The organism is Gilliamella sp. wkB308, assembly GCF_001690185.1.
Classification (GTDB): Bacteria; Pseudomonadota; Gammaproteobacteria; order Enterobacterales; family Orbaceae; genus Gilliamella; species Gilliamella apicola_I.
On the sequence record NZ_LZGN01000017.1, the window covers coordinates 1 to 19861 of the forward strand.

Annotated in this window: 13 protein-coding genes and 1 tRNA gene; 12 read left to right on the plus strand and 2 right to left on the minus strand. The window is 33.7% G+C overall.

Features of this window, described 5'->3' with window-relative positions; genetic code table 11:
• The 3 genes from A9G10_RS01915 to A9G10_RS01925 form a co-directional block, all read left to right on the plus strand.
• Nucleotides 1-567: EF-Tu/IF-2/RF-3 family GTPase (locus A9G10_RS01915; RefSeq protein WP_257006711.1), on the plus strand; the 567-nt coding region annotated here is incomplete at its 5' end.
• A 383-nt stretch (nucleotides 568-950) separates the two neighbouring features.
• Nucleotides 951-2993, plus strand: a complete 2043-nt coding sequence (locus A9G10_RS01920; protein ID WP_065558004.1) for an ATP-binding protein — start codon at nucleotides 951-953, stop codon at nucleotides 2991-2993.
• 1 nt (nucleotide 2994) lies between these two features.
• The gene (locus A9G10_RS01925; RefSeq protein ID WP_065558005.1) at nucleotides 2995-4203 is read left to right on the plus strand and encodes a modification methylase; all 1209 of its coding nucleotides are present in this window, start codon (nucleotides 2995-2997) and stop codon (nucleotides 4201-4203) included.
• Nucleotides 4204-4208: 5 nt separating this feature from the next.
• Here the strand turns inward: A9G10_RS01925 and A9G10_RS01930 are convergent, their stop codons facing one another.
• Nucleotides 4209-4886, minus strand: a complete 678-nt coding sequence (locus tag A9G10_RS01930) for a JAB domain-containing protein (protein ID WP_065558006.1) — start codon at nucleotides 4884-4886, stop codon at nucleotides 4209-4211.
• Nucleotides 4887-5520: 634 nt separating this feature from the next.
• Between A9G10_RS01930 and hsdR the strand changes: the two genes are divergently transcribed.
• From hsdR to A9G10_RS01950, 4 genes are all read left to right on the plus strand, one after another.
• Nucleotides 5521-9042 carry a type I restriction-modification system endonuclease gene (gene hsdR, locus A9G10_RS01935; protein ID WP_065558007.1) on the plus strand — a complete coding sequence of 1174 codons (3522 nt, stop codon included), beginning with the start codon at nucleotides 5521-5523 and terminating at the stop codon, nucleotides 9040-9042.
• 111 nt (nucleotides 9043-9153) lie between these two features.
• A complete protein-coding gene (locus A9G10_RS01940) occupies nucleotides 9154-10755 on the plus strand; it encodes a class I SAM-dependent DNA methyltransferase (protein ID WP_065558008.1) in 1602 nt (533 codons plus the stop codon).
• Nucleotides 10755-12086: a restriction endonuclease subunit S gene (locus A9G10_RS01945; protein WP_065558009.1), complete on the plus strand. Its 1332-nt coding sequence runs from the start codon at nucleotides 10755-10757 to the stop codon at nucleotides 12084-12086. The genes A9G10_RS01940 and A9G10_RS01945 overlap by 1 nt, the downstream gene beginning before the upstream one ends.
• Before the next feature lie 3 nt (nucleotides 12087-12089).
• Nucleotides 12090-12947 carry a hypothetical protein gene (locus tag A9G10_RS01950; RefSeq protein ID WP_065558010.1) on the plus strand — a complete coding sequence of 286 codons (858 nt, stop codon included), beginning with the start codon at nucleotides 12090-12092 and terminating at the stop codon, nucleotides 12945-12947.
• Here A9G10_RS01950 and rtcR read toward each other — a convergent pair.
• Nucleotides 12934-14547 (minus strand): RNA repair transcriptional activator RtcR, encoded by a 1614-nt coding sequence (rtcR, locus tag A9G10_RS01955; RefSeq protein ID WP_065558011.1) that lies wholly within the window; start codon nucleotides 14545-14547, stop codon nucleotides 12934-12936. The two genes, A9G10_RS01950 and rtcR, sit on opposite strands and share 14 nt — an antisense overlap.
• Before the next feature lie 318 nt (nucleotides 14548-14865).
• Here rtcR and A9G10_RS01960 point away from each other — a divergent pair.
• From A9G10_RS01960 to A9G10_RS01980, 5 genes are all read left to right on the plus strand, one after another.
• Nucleotides 14866-14938: transfer RNA gene (locus A9G10_RS01960), tRNA-Pro, on the plus strand.
• A 720-nt stretch (nucleotides 14939-15658) separates the two neighbouring features.
• Nucleotides 15659-16801 (plus strand): slipin family protein, encoded by a 1143-nt coding sequence (locus A9G10_RS01965; RefSeq protein WP_442903214.1) that lies wholly within the window; start codon nucleotides 15659-15661, stop codon nucleotides 16799-16801.
• 58 nt (nucleotides 16802-16859) lie between these two features.
• Complete coding sequence (locus A9G10_RS01970; RefSeq protein ID WP_065558012.1) at nucleotides 16860-18080, plus strand: RtcB family protein; 1221 nt, start codon at nucleotides 16860-16862, stop codon at nucleotides 18078-18080.
• Between the two features lie 44 nt (nucleotides 18081-18124).
• The gene (locus A9G10_RS01975) at nucleotides 18125-18583 is read left to right on the plus strand and encodes a hypothetical protein (protein ID WP_065558013.1); all 459 of its coding nucleotides are present in this window, start codon (nucleotides 18125-18127) and stop codon (nucleotides 18581-18583) included.
• A 142-nt stretch (nucleotides 18584-18725) separates the two neighbouring features.
• Nucleotides 18726-19733 carry a hypothetical protein gene (locus A9G10_RS01980; protein ID WP_065558014.1) on the plus strand — a complete coding sequence of 336 codons (1008 nt, stop codon included), beginning with the start codon at nucleotides 18726-18728 and terminating at the stop codon, nucleotides 19731-19733.
• Nucleotides 19734-19861 lie beyond the last annotated feature (128 nt).

Here is a 19861-nt window from a genome sequence, read left to right on the forward strand (position 1 = left end):
ATCGACAAACCATTCCTATTACCAATTGAAGACGTGTTCTCAATTTCAGGTCGTGGTACAGTGGTAACAGGTCGTGTAGAAAGCGGTATTATCAAAGTTGGTGAAGATGTTGAAATCGTTGGTATCAAACCAACAGCAAAAACAACTTGTACTGGTGTTGAAATGTTCCGTAAATTACTAGACGAAGGTCGTGCTGGTGAAAACGTAGGTGTATTACTTCGTGGTACTAAACGTGAAGAAATCGAACGCGGTCAAGTATTAGCAAAACCAGGTTCAATCACGCCACATACAGATTTCGAATCAGAAGTGTATATCTTAAGTAAAGATGAAGGTGGTCGTCACACTCCATTCTTCAAAGGTTACCGTCCACAGTTCTACTTCCGTACAACTGACGTGACTGGTACAATCGAATTACCGGAAGGCGTAGAAATGGTAATGCCAGGCGATAACATCAAAATGTCAGTATCATTAATTCACCCAATCGCGATGGCAGAAGGTTTACGTTTTGCGATTCGTGAAGGTGGTCGTACTGTTGGTGCAGGTGTTGTTGCTAAGGTTATTAAATAATTTAAAACCTTCTATCGCATCACCGATGCAAACAAGTAAGAAAGGCGTACATTGTGCGCCTTTTTTATTGTGCTTTTTAAGCAACGTTAAAACAAATCTTGGTTTTAAATCAATTATATTCTTTTTATCCTTTCAATTAACCTAAAAACACATAGATTGATAGTTTACTTAAAAATTCATATATTCCCTCCAAATTCTTCGATTAACCATAATCAGTGCCGTATTTACTCATTTATATATTGATTGACATTAACAAATTATATTTAAAATAAAGATAAAAAAACATATTAAATACAGACTATTACTTTATTTTCAGAAAGATTTTATATATCATTTAAATTATCTTTACTAGATCTTTTCGCATAAAATAATGAGGAAAATGTATGAAACCAATTGGAATGAAAGTAGATGGTAATATAATTAGTGAACTTTCAGATAAAATACCTACCCATATAGTTGCTTTAAATGAACTTATCAAAAATGCCTATGATGCCTTTGCAACTGAAGTTATTATCACCCTTGATACAATTAATAAAAAACTGGTTATTAAAGATAATGGCTTAGGAATGGATGATAGAGGTATTAAGAAGCTTTTCCATATTTCCAATAGCGACAAAAAGTTTGGAAAACTTATCCGTAATAAGGAAAGCAAATTAAAAAGATATACACAGGGTTCCAAAGGATTAGGTTTTTTATCTGTTTTTAAATTTGGCGCTAATGTTATATGGGTAACAAATAAAAATAAAAAAAAGATAACATTTTCAGTCAATAAAGATGAATTAATTTCACTAAAAAATCTAGCTACCTATCGTGTAGAAACAAAGGAAGAAATATCTACTGAAATAGGTACGACTATTACAATTGATCTCTATCAAGACGATAATGATGATTTAGAGAAATATTTTTCACAAGACAAAAATATTAAAAAATTAGTTAATGCCTTTTATGATGATCAATTTAAAATAGTTTTAAAGACAAATCATGGTCAATATGAAAATGAAAGTCATGCTAATTTTGTAGATATAGATAAAGAAGATCAGCTTTTTTATATTACATATTCATCCGAAAAATCAAAAATTGAGTTTTTTTATAAAGGTGGAAAATATGATGAAATAAAGTATGACATTAATACTAATGATTACAAATTAGATATAGAGTTAATTGCATATTCTTTCAAATCAGGCGGTACGAAAAAAGTTTCACAATTATATTATCGAGAACATGATGATGCACTAATTCCATTAATTTATGTCAATAATAATTTATTTCATAATTATACTTTATTCGACCCAAGTATATTCAGAAAAAAGAGATCTGGGAATGTATTACCACAACTAATTGGTCATATTAAAATCATAAGTTCTCATCCTTTAATGGAGTTTAATTCTGATAGAACTAATTTTGTACAAAACAAATTAACATCTAACATCAAGGAAAAGTTAAAGGAATTAAACCAAAAGATTCAGGAGGATGGCTCTTTTTTTAGGAATAAAATTAAAGAAAAATTTGGAAATGTCGAAACTGGAGCTGCATATCCTTATGATATAAACAAATCTACATCAACAAATGGTAAAGAAAGAAATCTTTTACCTCAACCTGCTCAAATAACTTTACGACAAAAACTAAAAAGAATAACTATCCCTTCAGGACAAATAAATCTTTTAAAAGAAATTACGTTTGCTTGTAATAGTAGCGGGGAGCAGATAGATCTTGTTCAAGATATACAAATAGAAATTGATGGAGAAAAAGCTACCAAATTTATTTTACAAAGTCAGGATTCACCATGTGAAAAATCAATTAAATATATTTACAATGATTCAATAACTGGAAAGGTAGTTGAAAACTTAAAACTAATATTTGAATTACCGGAAGCTATGATCACAGCTAACAGTAAAAAAAGCTTATTTAATCTTCCTTTAACTAAAGACTATTCAATCAAGATTCCATATGTTTCGAAATTAATAGTTCAACTTGAAAAAATTTATAAACAAAAAGGAGAATATAATGAAACCATTGCTTGCGCATTGAGAAGTATCTTTGAGTTATGTAGTGATTATTTAAAAAATAAAGATCCTAATATTTTCCCAATTTCCTTAACTATAAATGAATTAGAATCTAGAGTTAAATATATTATTGAATTCATAGCATTAAATAATAAACTGAAGACTGAATTGAGTAAAACTATAGCTATAGATTATAAGTCTTTCAATAAGTTATTAGATAAAGAAGAATTTTTAAATATGGTGAAAAAAGCTCATTTAGGAGCTCATAAATCAATGCTTTATTTATCAGATTCAGAAATAAATGATATAGCAAAAAAAGCTGGGTTATTTGCTGTTCTTTCTGATGCCTTGTTATATAATGTTTCTGATAATATTATTTCTGAATGTAAAAAACCAGAACCACTAAACAGTAAAGGGAAATAAAATGTTAGGTGATATATCATTCCGTAATTATAAAAAAAATGATATACATGGTTTAGCGCTTTATCCTGCAACTATGATAGCGCCAGTTCAAAATCTTATTCTTCAAGAACTTTTAAAATCGGAAAATATTGAATCTGTTTTTGATCCTTTTTTTGGCTCAGGTACAGCACTTTACGAAGCATTGGAATTATGTCCTGATATTGAACTAGTTGGTTGTGATATCAATCCTCTAGCCCATTTAATAACAAAAGTGAAATTACAAGGAATAACAAAAAGTATAAAAATTGATATAGAAAAATTAAAAAATTATTTAAATAATGTTGAAATAGATGATTTTTCATTTCCGAATATGAATAAATGGTTTCGTTCAGATATTATTATTAGTCTAAAAAAAATTCGCCAATCTATTATTTTGATAAAAAGTAAAAGGAATAGACTCTATTTTTGGTCAATTTTAAGTACATTTATTCGCAAATATAGTAATACACGTAGTTCAACATATAAATTACACGTTAAAGACATTGAATGTATTCAACGTATGAAGAATAATTTAATAGATGATTTTCTTACTAGCGTTGAACAAAATATTTCAAAATTCACTATTTCATCGTCTAATTTGAAGTTATATAAAAACGATTCTTTAAAACAATTGGCTAAATTCAAAAAAAATTCAATAGATTTATCTATATCATCACCACCCTATGGGGATAATGCAACAACAGTACCCTATGGACAGTTTTCATCATTAGCACTCCATTGGATTGATAAAAAAGATTTGGCTTTTGATGGTTGGGAATTAGATAATTATTCAGCAATAGATCGAAAGAGTTTAGGTGGATTTTATAAAGGTCCAATTGAAAACGAGACAGGGAATTTATTATTACAACCGTATTTAGACGATATATCACTTTCAAAACAAAAAAAAGTAATTAGCTTTTTTAAAGATTATTTCTTATTTCTTGATGAACTATGCAGAGTTACCAAAAAATATATTGTGTTGACTTTGGGAAATCGTACTGTTGATGGAGTTAATATCAACCTAACATCAATCACTCAAGAATACTTAGAACATAAAAATTTCAGAAATATCTATGAATGCAACCGAGAGATTCCTAATAAACGAATACCAAAATTAACATCGAAAGTGAACAATAATTCTGTTTTTTCGATGAGTAAAGAGTTTGTTATTATTCATAGAAAAACTATCTAAGAGGGTTATTTTTTCACAACCCTCTCCACCGCCTTCACCGTTATCCCCAGAATTTTAGCAATATCCTCAACCGAAACACCTTTTTTCAACAATGCATTAATCAGTATTTTCTTTTCAGACTCTGCTTTTTCTCGACGTGCTTTTTCTATTTTTGTTTTATCCCTTTCAACCGCCAACTTCTCTTTAGCAATCAACTTTTCTTCCTTACGAATACGTTCAACCACTTGATAAGTTGGGACGTATTTTAGGCTTTGTTCTAACTCGTCCATAAGTTTAGTACTGCGGAAGCTGATATAGGATTTTGGGGTGATGATTAGGTGGTCGATTAGGTCGATATTTAAAATTCGTCCGACTTGGATTAGGCGATCGGTGATATCTTTATCTGCTTCGGACGGCGTCAGTGATCCTGACGGGTGGTTATGTACTAATATCACGCGTGAGGCGTTTTTCATTACCGCAACACGAAATACATTCATCGGTTCAACGTCGACCGATTTATAACTGCCAAGTGCAATCAGTTCGATATACAGGATATAACCAGCTTGATTCATCCCAATCATCCAAAGATGCTCTTTTTCTTGGTCGATTTGGTTATCACGCAATAACACACGTTGCATAATGCTGTAGACATCGTCTGTGCCTTCAATATAGCGTTTGTCATGCTTGGTTAGTTTTATATCCATTTTATCACCTTGTAAAATCAATTAAAAAATAATATAGCATATTTTTCTTAGACTTAGCAGTAGTTAATTAATCTTGGTCATACCTGTGATGATTATTTTATGCTTGCCTGATAGGTTCATCGTAAACTGCAATAAAAATCATTTAGCATTTTAGTTTGGATTCTAATTTTACTAATTTTTATTAGGAAACACCTAAAATAACAGCAGATAATTCAATATCAACAATCCAATCTAATGAGTTCAACAGTTTAAAATAGTTGGGCGTTTTTTTGACTAGTTCGGACAAATGATTATTGCTTCAAAGCAAGCTTACTTGATATTTTTTGTATCCCACCAATAAAATAATGACAGCATAATAATATTGCCGGGTAGATTATAAAATTGAGGGTTATCATTGATGTGATACCTAACATCCCCATAATAAAATCTAGATTAAAAATCGATTTATAATCATCTCCCATAATTAATATGAAGAAAATTGGTGACATTAAGGTAATGATAAAACCAATTGGCACTCCGCTTAAATAGCCTACCGAAGAAATGCTTTGAAAATAAAAAAATAGCTATAAAATTATACAAAATTTGAGATAATAAAAAAGGATAAAGGATATAACTTTAATGGAGATAGTGCTTAATGATAATAATTAAAGAGCAATCAAATTTTGGTTTTCTAGTTGAACACGATCCACTGTTTGTCGAATTAGCATGTACAGCCGAGCGAGCATTTAGCAGTGATCCTAATACCACATTAATAAAATTACGGCAATTAGCTGAAGCAATGGCACAACATATTGCTGCCAAGGCTGGTATTGAATTTAATGAACGCACTTCTCAGTCTGATTTGTTGTATAAGATTAGTAATGAACTCAAATTAGAACCCATTATCCGAAATCTTTTTCATACATTACGTATTGAAGGAAATAAAGCTACTCATCAATTTAAAACCAAGCACAAAGAAGCAAAAGATGGACTTTTAGTTGCTTACAAATTAGCAATATGGTTTCACCAATCTTTTAGTCAAGCTGGTGTGCTATTTAAACCAGGACCTTTTAAACCACTTGTTGACCCCAGCGAGCATTTGCGCAGTTTACAGTCAGAAATCAGTAAACTTAAAATAGAACTAGAACAAGCCAATATTGAACTCAATTCAAGTCAACAATTTAATGAATTACTCGCTAAAGAAAAGACTGAATTTGAAACCTTAGCTTTAAAAATGGATGAAGAGGCGCGATCCCTATCTCAACAGGCCCAAGAAAATGAGGCAATGTTACTCAAACAACAGAAAGAATATGAAATAAAGATTAAGGATTTACAACAAGCACTTGCTCTACAAGACGTAAAAGCTCAAAAAGTATCTCGTAATACAATAAGTAAGAAAGCTAAGAAAGCAAGTCAACAAATAGAATTAAGCGAAGAACTCACACGAATTTTAATTGATATGCAGCTTATTGAAGCGGGTTGGCAAGCTGACACCGAACAGTTAAATTATAAAAAGGGTACTCGCCCAGAAAAAAATAAATATTTAGCCATTGCCGAATGGCCGACAGAACATAAAGGCGAAAAAGGATGGGCTGATTATGTTTTATTTGCGGGATTAACACCAATTGCAGTTGTTGAAGCTAAGAAAAAGAATAAAAATGTTTCCGGAAAAATCGGTCAAGCTGAACGTTATAGTAAAGGCTTCCAAGTATTACCACCATTGATTGGTGCATGGGAACTTGAAAAAAGAACGATTGCTTGGCCTGATGAATCAGATTGCCACTACAAAATTCCTTTTGTTTATTCTTGTAATGGTCGTCCATACATTAAGCAATTAGCTGAACAGTCAGGAACATGGTTTCGTGATGTTCGTGATGGCGCCAATTTAAAGCGTCCTTTATTATCCTTTCATTCACCACAAGGACTCTTAGATCTACTTAATCGTAGTCGAGAAAACGCTGAACAACAACTAAAACAAGAACCATTTGCCTATTTGCAATTAAGGGATTATCAAGAGAAAGCAATTGTTGCGACAGAAAATACCCTTTCCAAAGGGATACGAACAGTTTTAATTGCGATGGCAACAGGAACAGGTAAAACTCGAACAATTATAGGTTTGATGTACCGCTTTTTAAAAACTGAACGATTTAAACGAATTCTATTTTTAGTTGATCGTACCGCTTTAGGAGAACAGGCAATAGATTCTTTTAATGAAGCCACGTTAGAACAAAATCTCACTTTATCTAAAATCTATAACTTAGCCGAGCTTGGTTCTATGGTGACTGAAGCTGAAACACGAATACAAGTGGCAACCGTGCAAGCAATGGTCAAACGCATTTTTAAGAGCGATAATCCACCCTTAATCGATCAGTTTGATTGCATCATAATTGACGAGGCGCATCGTGGTTATACATTAGATCAAGAAATGACAGAAGGTGAGATGGCAATACGTGACGCCACGCAATATTTATCAAGTTATCGTCGAGTATTAGATTATTTTGATGCGGTAAAAATTGCGCTAACGGCAACACCCGCAAAACATACTAGCGATATTTTTGGTAAGCCTGTTTATATTTATTCATATCGAGAAGCTGTTGCCGATGACTGGTTAATTGATCATGAACCGCCAATACGTTATCAAACTTTATTAACACAAAATGGTATTACGTTTACCAAAGGTGAAAAAGTAAGCTCCATCAATACGCAAACCGGTGAAATTGAAACTGCTGAATTAGAAGATGAGCTTAATTTTGAAGTAGATGCATTTAATCGTCGGGTAATAAATGAAAACTTTAACCGAGTAATTTGCGAACAATTGGTAAATGAACTCGATCCGTTTGGTGAAGAAAAAACATTAATTTTCTGTGCTACCGATCTGCATGCAGATATGGTTAAACGCTTATTAGATGATGCATTTAAGAATCTCTATAATGGTGAATATAATCAAGCTGCTGTCGCTAAGATTACCGGGCAGAGTGATAAAGTTGATCAATTAATCAAACAATATAAAAATGAACGCTATCCAAATATAGCTATCACTGTTGATTTATTAACAACCGGTATTGATGTGCCAAAAATTTGTAATTTAGTCTTTATGCGCCGAGTCAAATCCCGTATCTTATATGAACAAATGATTGGTCGTGCAACAAGACGATGTGATAACATAGGTAAAACGGTATTTCGAATATATGATCCGGTTGATATTTATGTCGCATTAAAAGACGTCAACACTATGCAACCGTTAGTTAAAGATCCTAATATCACCCTTGAGCAATTAATTGATGAACTAAGTGATCCTAAATTATTAACTAAAGCATTACAAACATCAGGTGATATGGCAGGTGAAACTTATGCTGATGTAATTTTAAATCAATTAAATCAAAAATTAATGCGAATCTTGCGTAAGGCTGAGCAAAAAGCGGAAAATAAGCCTGAATTAAGACAAAAGTTAGATGAATTACAAACTTTATGGGATGTTGAACCGAAAAAACTACATAATTATTTACATAAAATTGGTCCTGAATCTGCTGCGAATTTTATCAAACAACATCATGGGTTAATTAATCAATTAAATGAAGTCAATCGATTGCTAGGTAGTGAACGTTTACCACTCATTTCTCAACATGAAGATCATCTTCGTGAACGCTCGCAAAGTTATGGTTCTCACCAAAGACCCGAGGATTATTTAGACAGTTTTAATCATTTCATTCATAATCAATTAAATGAAAGTGCTGCGTTGTCTGTGGTTGTTAACCGCCCACGTGATTTAACCCGTGCGCAATTGAAAGAAGTTAAACTGTTATTGGATGGTGCAGGTTATTCCGAAGCTAATTTACGCACTGCCTTACGCAATCAAACTAATCAAGATATTGCAGCGAGTATTATTGGTTATATCCGACGTGCTGCTTTGGGCGAACCATTAATTCCTTTTGAACAACGCGTTAATCAAGCCATGCAACGAATCTACCAAAATCATAATTGGACACCGGCTCAACGCAATTGGTTAGATCGTTTAGCCAAACAAATTATCTTTGAGATCGTTATTGATAAAGAATTTATTAATCATCGCTTTACTGATAGTGGTGGCGCTAAGCAGCTTGATAAAATATTGGGCAATCAACTTGATACGGTATTAGATGAATTAAGCGAGGCTATTTGGCCAGCACTTACCGCATAATATAGCAAAGTCACTTGAAGTTACTAAAATATACATTTACTCTAATTCATAATGGCGATGAAAATACTAGTCTCGCCTATTAAGTATACGAGTATAAACTTGGGATAAAAAATGACTAATAACAATATAGTACAAAAACTATGGAATTTATGTGATGTATTGCGTGATGATGGTATTAACTATTCAGATTATGTAACTGAATTAGTACTTTTATTATTTATTAAAATGGTACACGAAAATACCGAAGCAGGGATTTTGCAAAAACATCCTTTACCTGTTGGTTGTCGTTGGACTAATCTCAATGATAAATCAGGTATTACCCTATTAAATGATTATAAAGCCATGTTATTAGCCTTATCAACAGGTAAGCGTCAAGAAATCGATCCTAAAAATCCAGAACAATACATTGAAGTGACAGTACATAATGACCCATTAATAAGCGCCATTTATGCCGATGCACAAACTCGATTACGAGAACCGCGCCACTTAGCAAAACTGATCAAAACATTAGATCAAATTGATTGGTTTAGTATTCAAAAGGATGGGTTGGGCGATCTTTATGAAGGATTATTAGAAAAAAATGCCAATGAAACAAAATCCGGTGCCGGTCAGTATTTTACGCCAAGACCACTAATTAATTGCATGGTGCGATGTATTAAACCACAAATAAAAAACATCATCCAAGATCCTGCTGCCGGAACGGCAGGATTTCTTGTCGCAGCAGATCAGTATTTACGGCAACAAACCAACGATTATTATGATCTTGATGCTAAAGAAGCTGATTTTCAAAAAAACGAAGCGTTTATTGGTGTTGAATTAGTGCCAAATACTCGTCGACTTGCCTTAATGAATTGTCTATTACACGGTATAGAGGGCGGTAATGACGGTGCAATTTTATTAGGTAATTCACTTGGTCAAGTTGGGCAAGACCTAAAACCTGCGGATATTATTCTCGCTAATCCACCATTTGGTACCAGTAAAGGTGGCGATGCCAGTATTACTCGTAAAGACTTAACTTATGAAACCACCAACAAGCAATTAGCTTTTTTACAACATATTTACCGTAATTTAAAACCCGGTGGTCGAGCTGCCGTGGTATTGCCTGATAATGTATTGTTTGAAGCGGGTAAAGGGACTGATATTCGTCGCGATTTAATGAATAAATGTAATTTACATACAATACTACGCTTACCGACCGGGATATTTTATGCCCAAGGTGTAAAAACCAATGTGCTATTTTTCACTAAGGGCTCAGTAACAGACAAACTGCAACAAGAAAACTGTACACAAAATGTTTGGGTTTATGATTTGCGTACTAATATGCCAAACTTTGGTAAACGTACACCATTTACTGAGCAATATTTGCAACCATTTGAAACTGTTTATGGTATCAATCCGGACGGCACCAGTCCAAGACAGGAAGGTGAATGGTCATTCAATCCAGATGATATCGAAGCAGACTCGTCAGCCAGTCAAGAAAACTTAGACGTTAATGTTCAACTAGCGCAATCAAGATGGCGCTGTTTTAGCCGCGATTGGATTGCTGACACAAAACAGGATTCACTCGATATCAGTTGGTTAAAAGATAAAAATAGTGTGGATGCAACCAAACTTCCAGAACCCGCCATACTTGCCAAGCAAGCTAAAGATGAGTTAATAGTTGCTTTGGATAAGTTGGAGAGTTTGTTGAGTGCTTTGGGAGAAACTGAATAATGAGCGATATTCTTCTTGTACCTGAAGGTTGGATTGTTACTAAATTTACTGATGTCTTGGATATACAAGGTGGTACTCAACCACCCAAATCTAATTTTCTAGATCAAGTAAAAGAAGGCTATATACGCCTTCTTCAAATTCGAGATTTTGGCGACAAACCTGTCCCAACATTTATACCAATAACATCTAAATTAAAATTATGTGATAAAGATGATGTATTAATAGGACGTTACGGGGCATCTTTAGGACGTATCTGTACTGGAATGAAAGGTGCTTATAATGTTGCTTTAGCTAAAGTATTATTTGGTAAATATTTAGATAGAAGATTTTTGAAAGCATACTTAGAATCAGAACTATTTCAAGGATCCTTAAGATTATTATCTCGTTCAGCTCAAAATGGATTTAATAAAGATGATCTAAATTCATTTGTATTTTTACTACCACCGTTCAATGAACAAAAAATCATAGCTGAAAAACTTGACTTATTACTAGCCCAAGTACAAGAAACAAAATCACGCCTTGAACAAATTCCCGAACTTCTAAAACAGTTTCGGCAGTCAGTGTTATCGGATGCCGTGAGTGGTAAGTTAACGGGAGAATGGCGAGAAAGTAAAAATCTAAATGATTGGAAAAATGGAAAACTTAAAGATTTTATTAAAAAACCTTCATATGGAACATCTACAAAATCTAAAAAAGTTGGTTCTGTTCCTGTTTTGAGAATGGGAAATCTTAAAAATGGGAATTTAGACTGGACTGATTTAGTTTATACATCTGATCAAACAGAGATAGATAAGTATGAATTAATAGCCGGAGATGTATTATTTAATAGAACAAATAGTCCAGAGTTAGTAGGTAAAACTTCTATTTATAGAGGTGAAAGAAAAGCTATTTATGCAGGTTATTTAATTAAAATTCAATGCTTAGATGATTTAATCCCTGAATATCTTAATTACAATTTGAATAGTCCAGAAGCAAAGCAATATTGTTATGAAGTCAAATCAGATGGAGTGAGTCAATCTAATATTAATGCTCAAAAACTTGGCGAATATCCAATTCAAATTCCTTCACTAGAAGAACAAAACGAAATCGTCCGTCGTGTAGAACAATTATTTGCCTATGCTGATAAAATTGAACAACAGGTTAATATAGCTTTAGAAAAAGTGAATCATTTACCGCAATCAATTTTAGCCAAAGCGTTTCGTGGTGAATTAACCGCCCAATGGCGCACTAAAAATCCTGATTTAATTACGGGTGAAAATTCAGCTGCATCCTTACTTGAAAAAATTCAAGTTGAACGCGAACAAAACAATAAAAACAAAAAGAAAAAATAATCAATGCGTCAAGAACAAATTGATTTGCTAGAAATAATCACCAATAAGCAAAATAGTAACCCTGAAATCAACGCATTGTTTAAAGGGTTATTATATTCACCTTGGCAATGCTCGAATAAATTAATCGATAAATATGTTAGTAAATCATTAGCTAAAATAGTAAAACGATATAAACAGTCTGTGTTACATTTTGTTTTTAATACAACTAAATTTAATTACTACCAAACTTATATTTGTGGAATTTATTTAGTGCTTAATGATAGCAACACAGGTGAAGAAGCAAATTTCTTAGCGCAATTAAATTTGTACAAAGAAATAATTTCGGAAGATCTCGAAAAAGCTAACCTTAACTTTGATGAATTATCATCACAAGGGCAAGATACATTAGTCGGTTTGTATATTTATGCGACCATCGCAGTATATGAGGTGGCGGGAATTATACAACCTATCGATAATTCAAAACATTTTCATCTCAAAATTAAAGAATGTTATTTAGATGCTTATTTAATAAAACAGTTTAGAACTTTTTGCAATCAACTTAGTCGTATATCAGATTATTCAACTCTCTATCATTTAACCACGAATTTCGGACTACCTCAATTACAGAAAAATAGTGAACCACTGAAAAATATTACTAACCATTTAATCGATAAAACCTTATCCATTCATATCAAATATCTTGATACGCCGCTTTCTTATTCATTCCAACAACTTTTTAATCGAGCCCAACTGTTAACTTTTTTATATTGCTATTTAGTTCATCATTGTTCAACACCAAATAAAATCGTATTAAAACAAGTCAAAATTCATAATATAGAAAAAAAGTTCTCTGATGCTATTCATTCAGTTATACCTGTTTAATCTCATCCCAACTCAGCCCAAACTTCGCCAAATATTTTTTCAGCCTGTCGGCATCATTACTCTTCTGTTTTTTGGTTCTCGAAACAGCAAAAAGCTTTCGACCAGCTTCTGATAGACTGGCACTTTTTTGACATATCTCGATAACTTTTTCTAATTGGTGGCGATCAAATTCATCTATTTCTTGTGGAATTAATGAATTATTTGGCTGATCGCCTTGCCAGTTTTGTTTTAAACGTTTAATCTCTTGTTCGACTTGCTCAATTGTAATATTACCTTGTGGTGCCAGCGTTGCCATACGCGTAATAGATGCGGTGAGTTCACGAAAGTTTCCTTTCCATAATGCTTCATTCGAAATTGCAAACTGTAAATAGGCACTGCGCGACTCACGATTAAAACGTGGCATCAAGCCATATTCTTTGGCGTAACGCGCCAGTTCATAATCAATATTCGGTTCGATATCCTCTTTACGCTCGGCTAGCCTTGGCAATGTATAAGTCCACAGATTAATACGGGCATACAGATCTTCGCGAAACTCACCTTGACTGATTGCCTGTTTAAGGTCTTTATTGGTGCCGGCAATCAGCTGAAAATCACTCTTAATTGGTTTATCACTACCAAATGGATAAAATTGCTTTTCTTCAATCGCTTTTAATAGCATTGCTTGCTCGTCTAACCCAAGCTCCCCGATCTCATCTAAAAACAGCAATCCTCCATCGGCACTTTTTAACAATCCAGTCCGCGCCAGATTTGCCCCCGTAAACGCGCCTTTGACATGACCAAATAAGGTAGATATAGCACTATCGCCACGTAAGGTGGCGCAGTTAATCTCAACAAATTGACCACTGATTTGATGGTTACTTTGTTTAAGTAAATAGATCTGTTTCGCTAAAAATGATTTTCCTGCACCAGTTGGCCCACATAATAACATAGGGGCATAAGAACGGCTGGCCACTTGTTCGATTTCAGCAATTAACTGGTTAAACAGTTGATTGCGTGTGGGGATTCCCGATTTTAAAAGCTCGGTAGCTTCACTGGCATATTGCTGAAAGCGGTTAAGAATTTGATCATAACGATTAAGATTCAAATCAATGGTGTTAGCTTTTCCTTTAGGACTATTGGCAATCAGTTCCGCCTCATTATTATAAATTCTTTCTTCAACTTTATTTGATTTTACTGGTGGTGACGTTTGCAATAACTTAGCTGGGTAGTAACGTGATTCAGCTAATAAGAACCAACAAATTTGCGCTACATGGGTTCCGGTTGTGATATGCAAATAGTAATCTTCTTTATCTGGATCAAAAGAATATCGTTTAGCAATATCAAATAAACAAGTATAAACCTGCTCAAAATCCCATGGATCAGCAATATTAATGACAATAGGTTTAATTTCGGTATTAGGGGATAGAATTTTTATATCATTAACAATATCACAAAGTAGCTGCTCATCATTGGCAAAATAAAGCAGTTCCAAACGAGAAATAGCTAAATCAGCTTGTCTGCACAAATCAATCGTTGGCCGCCAACGCGCCCAGCGTTTTTTACCTCTACCTCGGTTATCCAGCACATTACCCAAAAAACCAAATATCACATTCTTTTTCATGATTAAATTTATAATATTATATAAATAGCTAGATTAAATTATAAGACTTATAATCATTAAAATCTATTTGAATATCATATATATTATATGATATTTATTTTTTATGTTTATAAATCAAATAGTTAAAAAATATTTTTATTACTTTTTATTTTTTGGCACGCTTTTCGCAATATTAAATATACCTAAGCAAGCAAATGCTGTTTTTATCACAGCAAGGTACATCGCGAATCCTTTACGGGTTTATCTACGGGATAAAAGGACGGAAGATTATCAACATGTATTCCTTATTGTGTGATTAGGTGACTGTAGAAAAGTCAATTTTGAATAGTTCATCTGGTAGAACAATCGACTAGGGATCGATATGTAGTGGGTTCGAATCCCACTTCAAAAACCGTAAAACAAAAGTAGAAAAACAAACACAGTCAGTGATCGGCGTTAGATAAGCTAAGTGACAAAGCACCGTAACAAGCTTATCCGCAAAAAAAACCGGTTAACTTGTCAGGTCACCACGACTTTCAAGGTAAACAAACTGGATAATAGGCATAATGTTAAATACCAATAAGTGGCGCACTATTTTTCTTATTGCTTTTAACCTTCACCCTACTATTTCGTTACTTAGCCCGTTTCAATTGTGCAAACTCGGTTGCTGATTGTGCTAAAAAGGAAATGTAAAATGATAAAAACTATTAAAGTCAAAAAATATGAAATTGCAATTTTATTCAAAAACAATGAGATTGAAAAAGTATTAACTGCGGGGGTACACCGAATTTTTGATCCATTTAATATCTCCAGTTATCAATTGATTAATTTAGCTGAGACAAAAATTGCAGCCAACATAGCAGAACAGTTAATCAACTTCTATCCAAATATTATTAACCAACACAGTTATTTAGTGGATGTGGCTGAAAACGAAATTGCCTTACGTTATGAAGAGCAAAAATTGGTAGAAGTCATTTTACCAGCAAACAAAGCATTATATTGGAAAAGCTACAAAGCACATGCGATTAAAAAAGTGGCATTACAAGACGGTTATGCACTGCCAACCGATATCGCACAAGAATTGATTGAAGCTAAAAATAGCAATAACGCCATTGTGAATATCGAAAAACTAGTGCTACATCACTTTATTCATGAACAAATTGGGACTTTATTTGTTGATAACCAGCTAATACAGATTATTGCGCCAGAATCGATCGTCGGTTATTGCCAATTTAAACATACGATTGTACTGGGTAAATTTAACTTAAGGGACAACCGCATTGATGATCGTATCGCTGATGCCATAGAACAACGTACACCACAACAACTATCACAATACTGTATCGCAATGGAAGTCGGTGCAAATCAGGCTGGTTTGCGTTATGAAAACGATCTATTGGTTGAAATTTTATCCCCGGGTACTAAACGCCTATATTGGCAAAATAGCCATAAACAGCATATGGTGACAGTGGATTTAAACCAAAGGTATACCTTAAGTGATGAAATGGTACAGCAATTACTACAACCAAAGTTACGCCAAAAAGAAGTACTCGGTGATAACAGCGTATTAATTGCACAAGTGCCGGCTTATCATGTCGGGGTATTAAAAGTGAACGGTAAAATTGAGCAGTTATTAAAAGCTAGCATTACCGCTTATTGGCTTTTTAACCGGGAAATCTCGGTTGATATGGTGGATACTCGCCTGCAAGCCTTAGAAGTGGCAGGACAAGAGATTTTAACCAAAGATAAAGTCAATTTGCGGGTAAACTTAGTGGCTAACTGGCACTATACTGACGTATTAACCGCGTTTGAAAAAACTGCGCAGCCGGTTGATTTATTGTATCGTGAATTACAATTTGGATTACGCGAAGCGATTGGTATGCGTACGTTGGATGAGTTACTTGAGAACAAAAATATTATTGATGAAGTGGTAACCCAACATATCAAAATGCGTTTAGATGGCTATGGTTTACAAACTGTTTCACTAGGGGTAAAAGACATTATTTTACCAGGCGATATGAAAGCGATTCTATCACAAGTGGTCGAGGCGGAAAAAGTGGCGCAAGCCAATGTGATTCGTCGCCGCGAGGAAACATCAGCAACCCGTTCATTATTGAACACCGCCAAAGTAATGGAAAATAACCCAGTAGCCTTGCGGTTAAAAGAGATGGAAACTTTAGAACGCATTGCTGAACGTATCGATAAAATCTCGGTAGTAGGCGGACTTGACCAAGTGTTACATGGCTTGGTAAATATCCAACCTAAAAGTGCGTGATAAAAAGAAAATATTAAGCCGCCATGTACAATCGCAGGGCGGTGTAAGGAATAAAAAAATGACACAATATAATCTATTACAGACAGAAAACGCCAAGCCAATCAAAATGTGGACTAAAGGGGTACCGGTAGAACCCGAGGCTAAAGAACAACTAACTAAAACGGCAAAACTACCATTTATTTTTAAACATATCGCCGTGATGCCCGATGTGCATGTAGGCAAAGGCTCAACCATTGGCAGTGTAATTCCAACATTCGGCGCGATTATTCCTGCCGCAGTTGGGGTAGATATTGGCTGCGGTATGATTGCGGTACAAACCTCGTTGATGGCGGCTGATTTGCCAGATAATTTATTACCATTACGTACTGAAATTGAAAAAGCGGTGCCGCATGGAATTACCCCAAAACACCGAGGACGGGATTATGGTAGCTGGCATGACGCCCCTGCTATTGTCGAACAGTACTGGCAACAGCTAGCGCCAGGTTTTAATAAGCTGACGGAAAAATACCCGCGCTTTTTAAAAACCAATAACTACCGTCATTTAGGCACATTAGGTACCGGCAACCACTTTATCGAAATCTGTTTAGATGAGGCCGATCGTGTTTGGATTATGTTGCACAGTGGTTCACGTGGCGTGGGTAATGCCATTGGCAGTTTTTTTATTGAAATGGCTAAAAAAGACATGGAAGTGCATATCCAAAACTTACCGGATAAAGATTTAGCCTATTTGGAAGAAGGTACAGAGCACTTTCACGATTATGTCGAGGCTGTGCATTGGGCGCAAGAGTTTGCAAGGCTAAATCGAGAGGCAATGATGCATAATGTGATTTTGGCAATGCGGAAAATTATCACTAAACCATTTACTACCCATATGTCGGCAGTAAATTGTCACCATAACTATGTTCAAAAAGAACAACATTTTGGTGAAGAAATTTTTATCACACGTAAAGGCGCAGTATCCGCACGTAAAGGAGAATTAGGCATTATTCCCGGCTCAATGGGGGCTAAAAGCTATATTGTGCGAGGACTGGGAAATAAAGAAAGTTTTTGCTCGTGTTCGCATGGTGCCGGCCGCGTGATGAGCCGAACAGCGGCCAAAAAGCAATTTACCATTGAGGATCAAATCAAGGCCACGGCCCATGTCGAATGTCGTAAAGATGCCAACGTGATTGATGAAATCCCAATGGCATACAAAGATATTGATGCAGTGATGACCGCGCAAAATGAATTGGTTGAGATAGTGCATCAATTAAGGCAAGTGGTGTGTGTGAAGGGGTAAAAATTATCGAGGAGCGCTCTTCGATGTTAACGGAGATATAAAATATGGTGAATCTTGATTATATTAATGGTTATCTAAAAGCAATGGCTTGTTTAAATGCGGAACCTAATCACTATTGTGATTATACAGTTAAGTTACTTGATCATAAAGGCCATTTTACGGATACATTGGCCCATCATTTTCAATCAATTGCCGATGAGCACGGAAAATTTTTAGATGCTCAGTTATGGCATATAAAACCAAAACAGATCACCGTTGATGAATTTATACAGCAAATTAATAAATGGTTTTTTAAGCAAAGCTATTCACCAACCTTGCATAGAGAAAACGGAATGAGGGGAGTTTCAGGTTTTATCGATATATTGTCCCACCTAGAATTAAATAAATGTTATCTATATGAAATTGAAACAATGCCACCAATGTGGTATGCGATACAATGGTGTGATTTACTGTTGGTTTATCAAAATAACTATTATTTAATATATTTTTGTTTAGATGATTAATTTTTGGTGATTGAAATGTGTAATTTATTATGGAAAAAATCTATGCTTTTCACTTTCATTAAAAATTATTTTTAGTGTTTATCAAGATAATTTCATTATTCAGTTTTGCATATAGATAAAAGATAACAAAAAAGGAGTGGTAATGAAAAAACCATTATATAAATTAAAGAATTATATTTTAAAATATCCCGTTCTATTTTGGGTAGTAGCTCTAACTTACATTGTGAGCGTAATTATTCTTACTATGAATAAAAGAGAAGCAGTTACTTTCTATTTTATTATTTCTTATGTTGTTTTGGGGGTGGGGTATACAATTTATTATAAATTTTATACCAGTAAAGAGCAGAAGAAATTTACAAAGGATTGGCTTAAAATTGTATTTACATTACCAAAAAAGAAAATCAACAAAAAAAAACAAAAAAAACACTCCGAAAAAGTATTACATCTAATATTATTTTTATCTGGCTGGGGAGCTATATTTGGTTGTTTAGCTTTTCTTACATTCTTGTTTAAATGTTACTGGTTAATTAGTTTTCTTCTTTTTATATTACAATTTCTTTCAGCTATAACGATAATGATAACTTATATAATTAAAAGAGAATTTAATGAGTTAGAAAAAATTATAGGTGCTGCTTTATTAGCTCTTATCTATATAGTGCTTGATTTCATGGGGGAAAATCAAGGGAGAACATTTGTCACTGATATGATATCTGTTTATCCAGAACAACTATCAACTATAACAAAAGGATTATATTGGCTTAACTTTATTTTAATCGGAAGTAGTTTATTACAGATTTTTGCTATAATTGGGTTTGAGTTAGCAAAGAACCAAAAGCTTTCAAATAGATTACCAAGTATAACTTACTTTGTTGTTTTAATAAGCGCTGTATTACCCTGCTTATTAATTATTTTCAATATAAATAATATTACTAATACCTTAATTTCTGAAACATATAAAGCAGATACAATAAATTATTTTAAATGCAATAATAAGATTATAAAAAACGTGCCTAATGATACTGCTCGTTATTTGAAGGTTGATGAACTAGAATTTCGGGCGTTTTATTTTGAAAAAGATAAAAGTGATATTCGAATGACAACTTATCTTTGTAATGGCTCAGATTATACTAACGTAGACATTCATAAATAATATATTGATCATAAATACTGAAATATTAATAATTAATTTTCAGTATTTATGATTGTAATTTATCGGCAGTATCCCCTATGTGTAAAAAATAGTTTTATCTTTTAAATGATAGTCACATATCCATGATT

What these genes read in the sequence shown, in the direction of transcription:
- A9G10_RS01950 (WP_065558010.1), top strand. Translation starts at nt 12,090, where the DNA reads ATGCGTCAAGAACAAATTGATTTGCTAGAAATAATCACCAATAAGCAA.
- A9G10_RS01920 (WP_065558004.1), top strand. Translation starts at nt 951, where the DNA reads ATGAAACCAATTGGAATGAAAGTAGATGGTAATATAATTAGTGAACTT.
- A9G10_RS01980 (WP_065558014.1), top strand. Translation starts at nt 18,726, where the DNA reads ATGAAAAAACCATTATATAAATTAAAGAATTATATTTTAAAATATCCC.
- A9G10_RS01945 (WP_065558009.1), top strand. Translation starts at nt 10,755, where the DNA reads ATGAGCGATATTCTTCTTGTACCTGAAGGTTGGATTGTTACTAAATTT.
- A9G10_RS01970 (WP_065558012.1), top strand. Translation starts at nt 16,860, where the DNA reads ATGACACAATATAATCTATTACAGACAGAAAACGCCAAGCCAATCAAA.
- rtcR (WP_065558011.1), bottom strand. Translation starts at nt 14,547, where the DNA reads ATGAAAAAGAATGTGATATTTGGTTTTTTGGGTAATGTGCTGGATAAC.
- A9G10_RS01925 (WP_065558005.1), top strand. Translation starts at nt 2,995, where the DNA reads ATGTTAGGTGATATATCATTCCGTAATTATAAAAAAAATGATATACAT.
- hsdR (WP_065558007.1), top strand. Translation starts at nt 5,521, where the DNA reads ATGATAATAATTAAAGAGCAATCAAATTTTGGTTTTCTAGTTGAACAC.
- A9G10_RS01930 (WP_065558006.1), bottom strand. Translation starts at nt 4,886, where the DNA reads ATGGATATAAAACTAACCAAGCATGACAAACGCTATATTGAAGGCACA.
- A9G10_RS01940 (WP_065558008.1), top strand. Translation starts at nt 9,154, where the DNA reads ATGACTAATAACAATATAGTACAAAAACTATGGAATTTATGTGATGTA.
- A9G10_RS01975 (WP_065558013.1), top strand. Translation starts at nt 18,125, where the DNA reads ATGGTGAATCTTGATTATATTAATGGTTATCTAAAAGCAATGGCTTGT.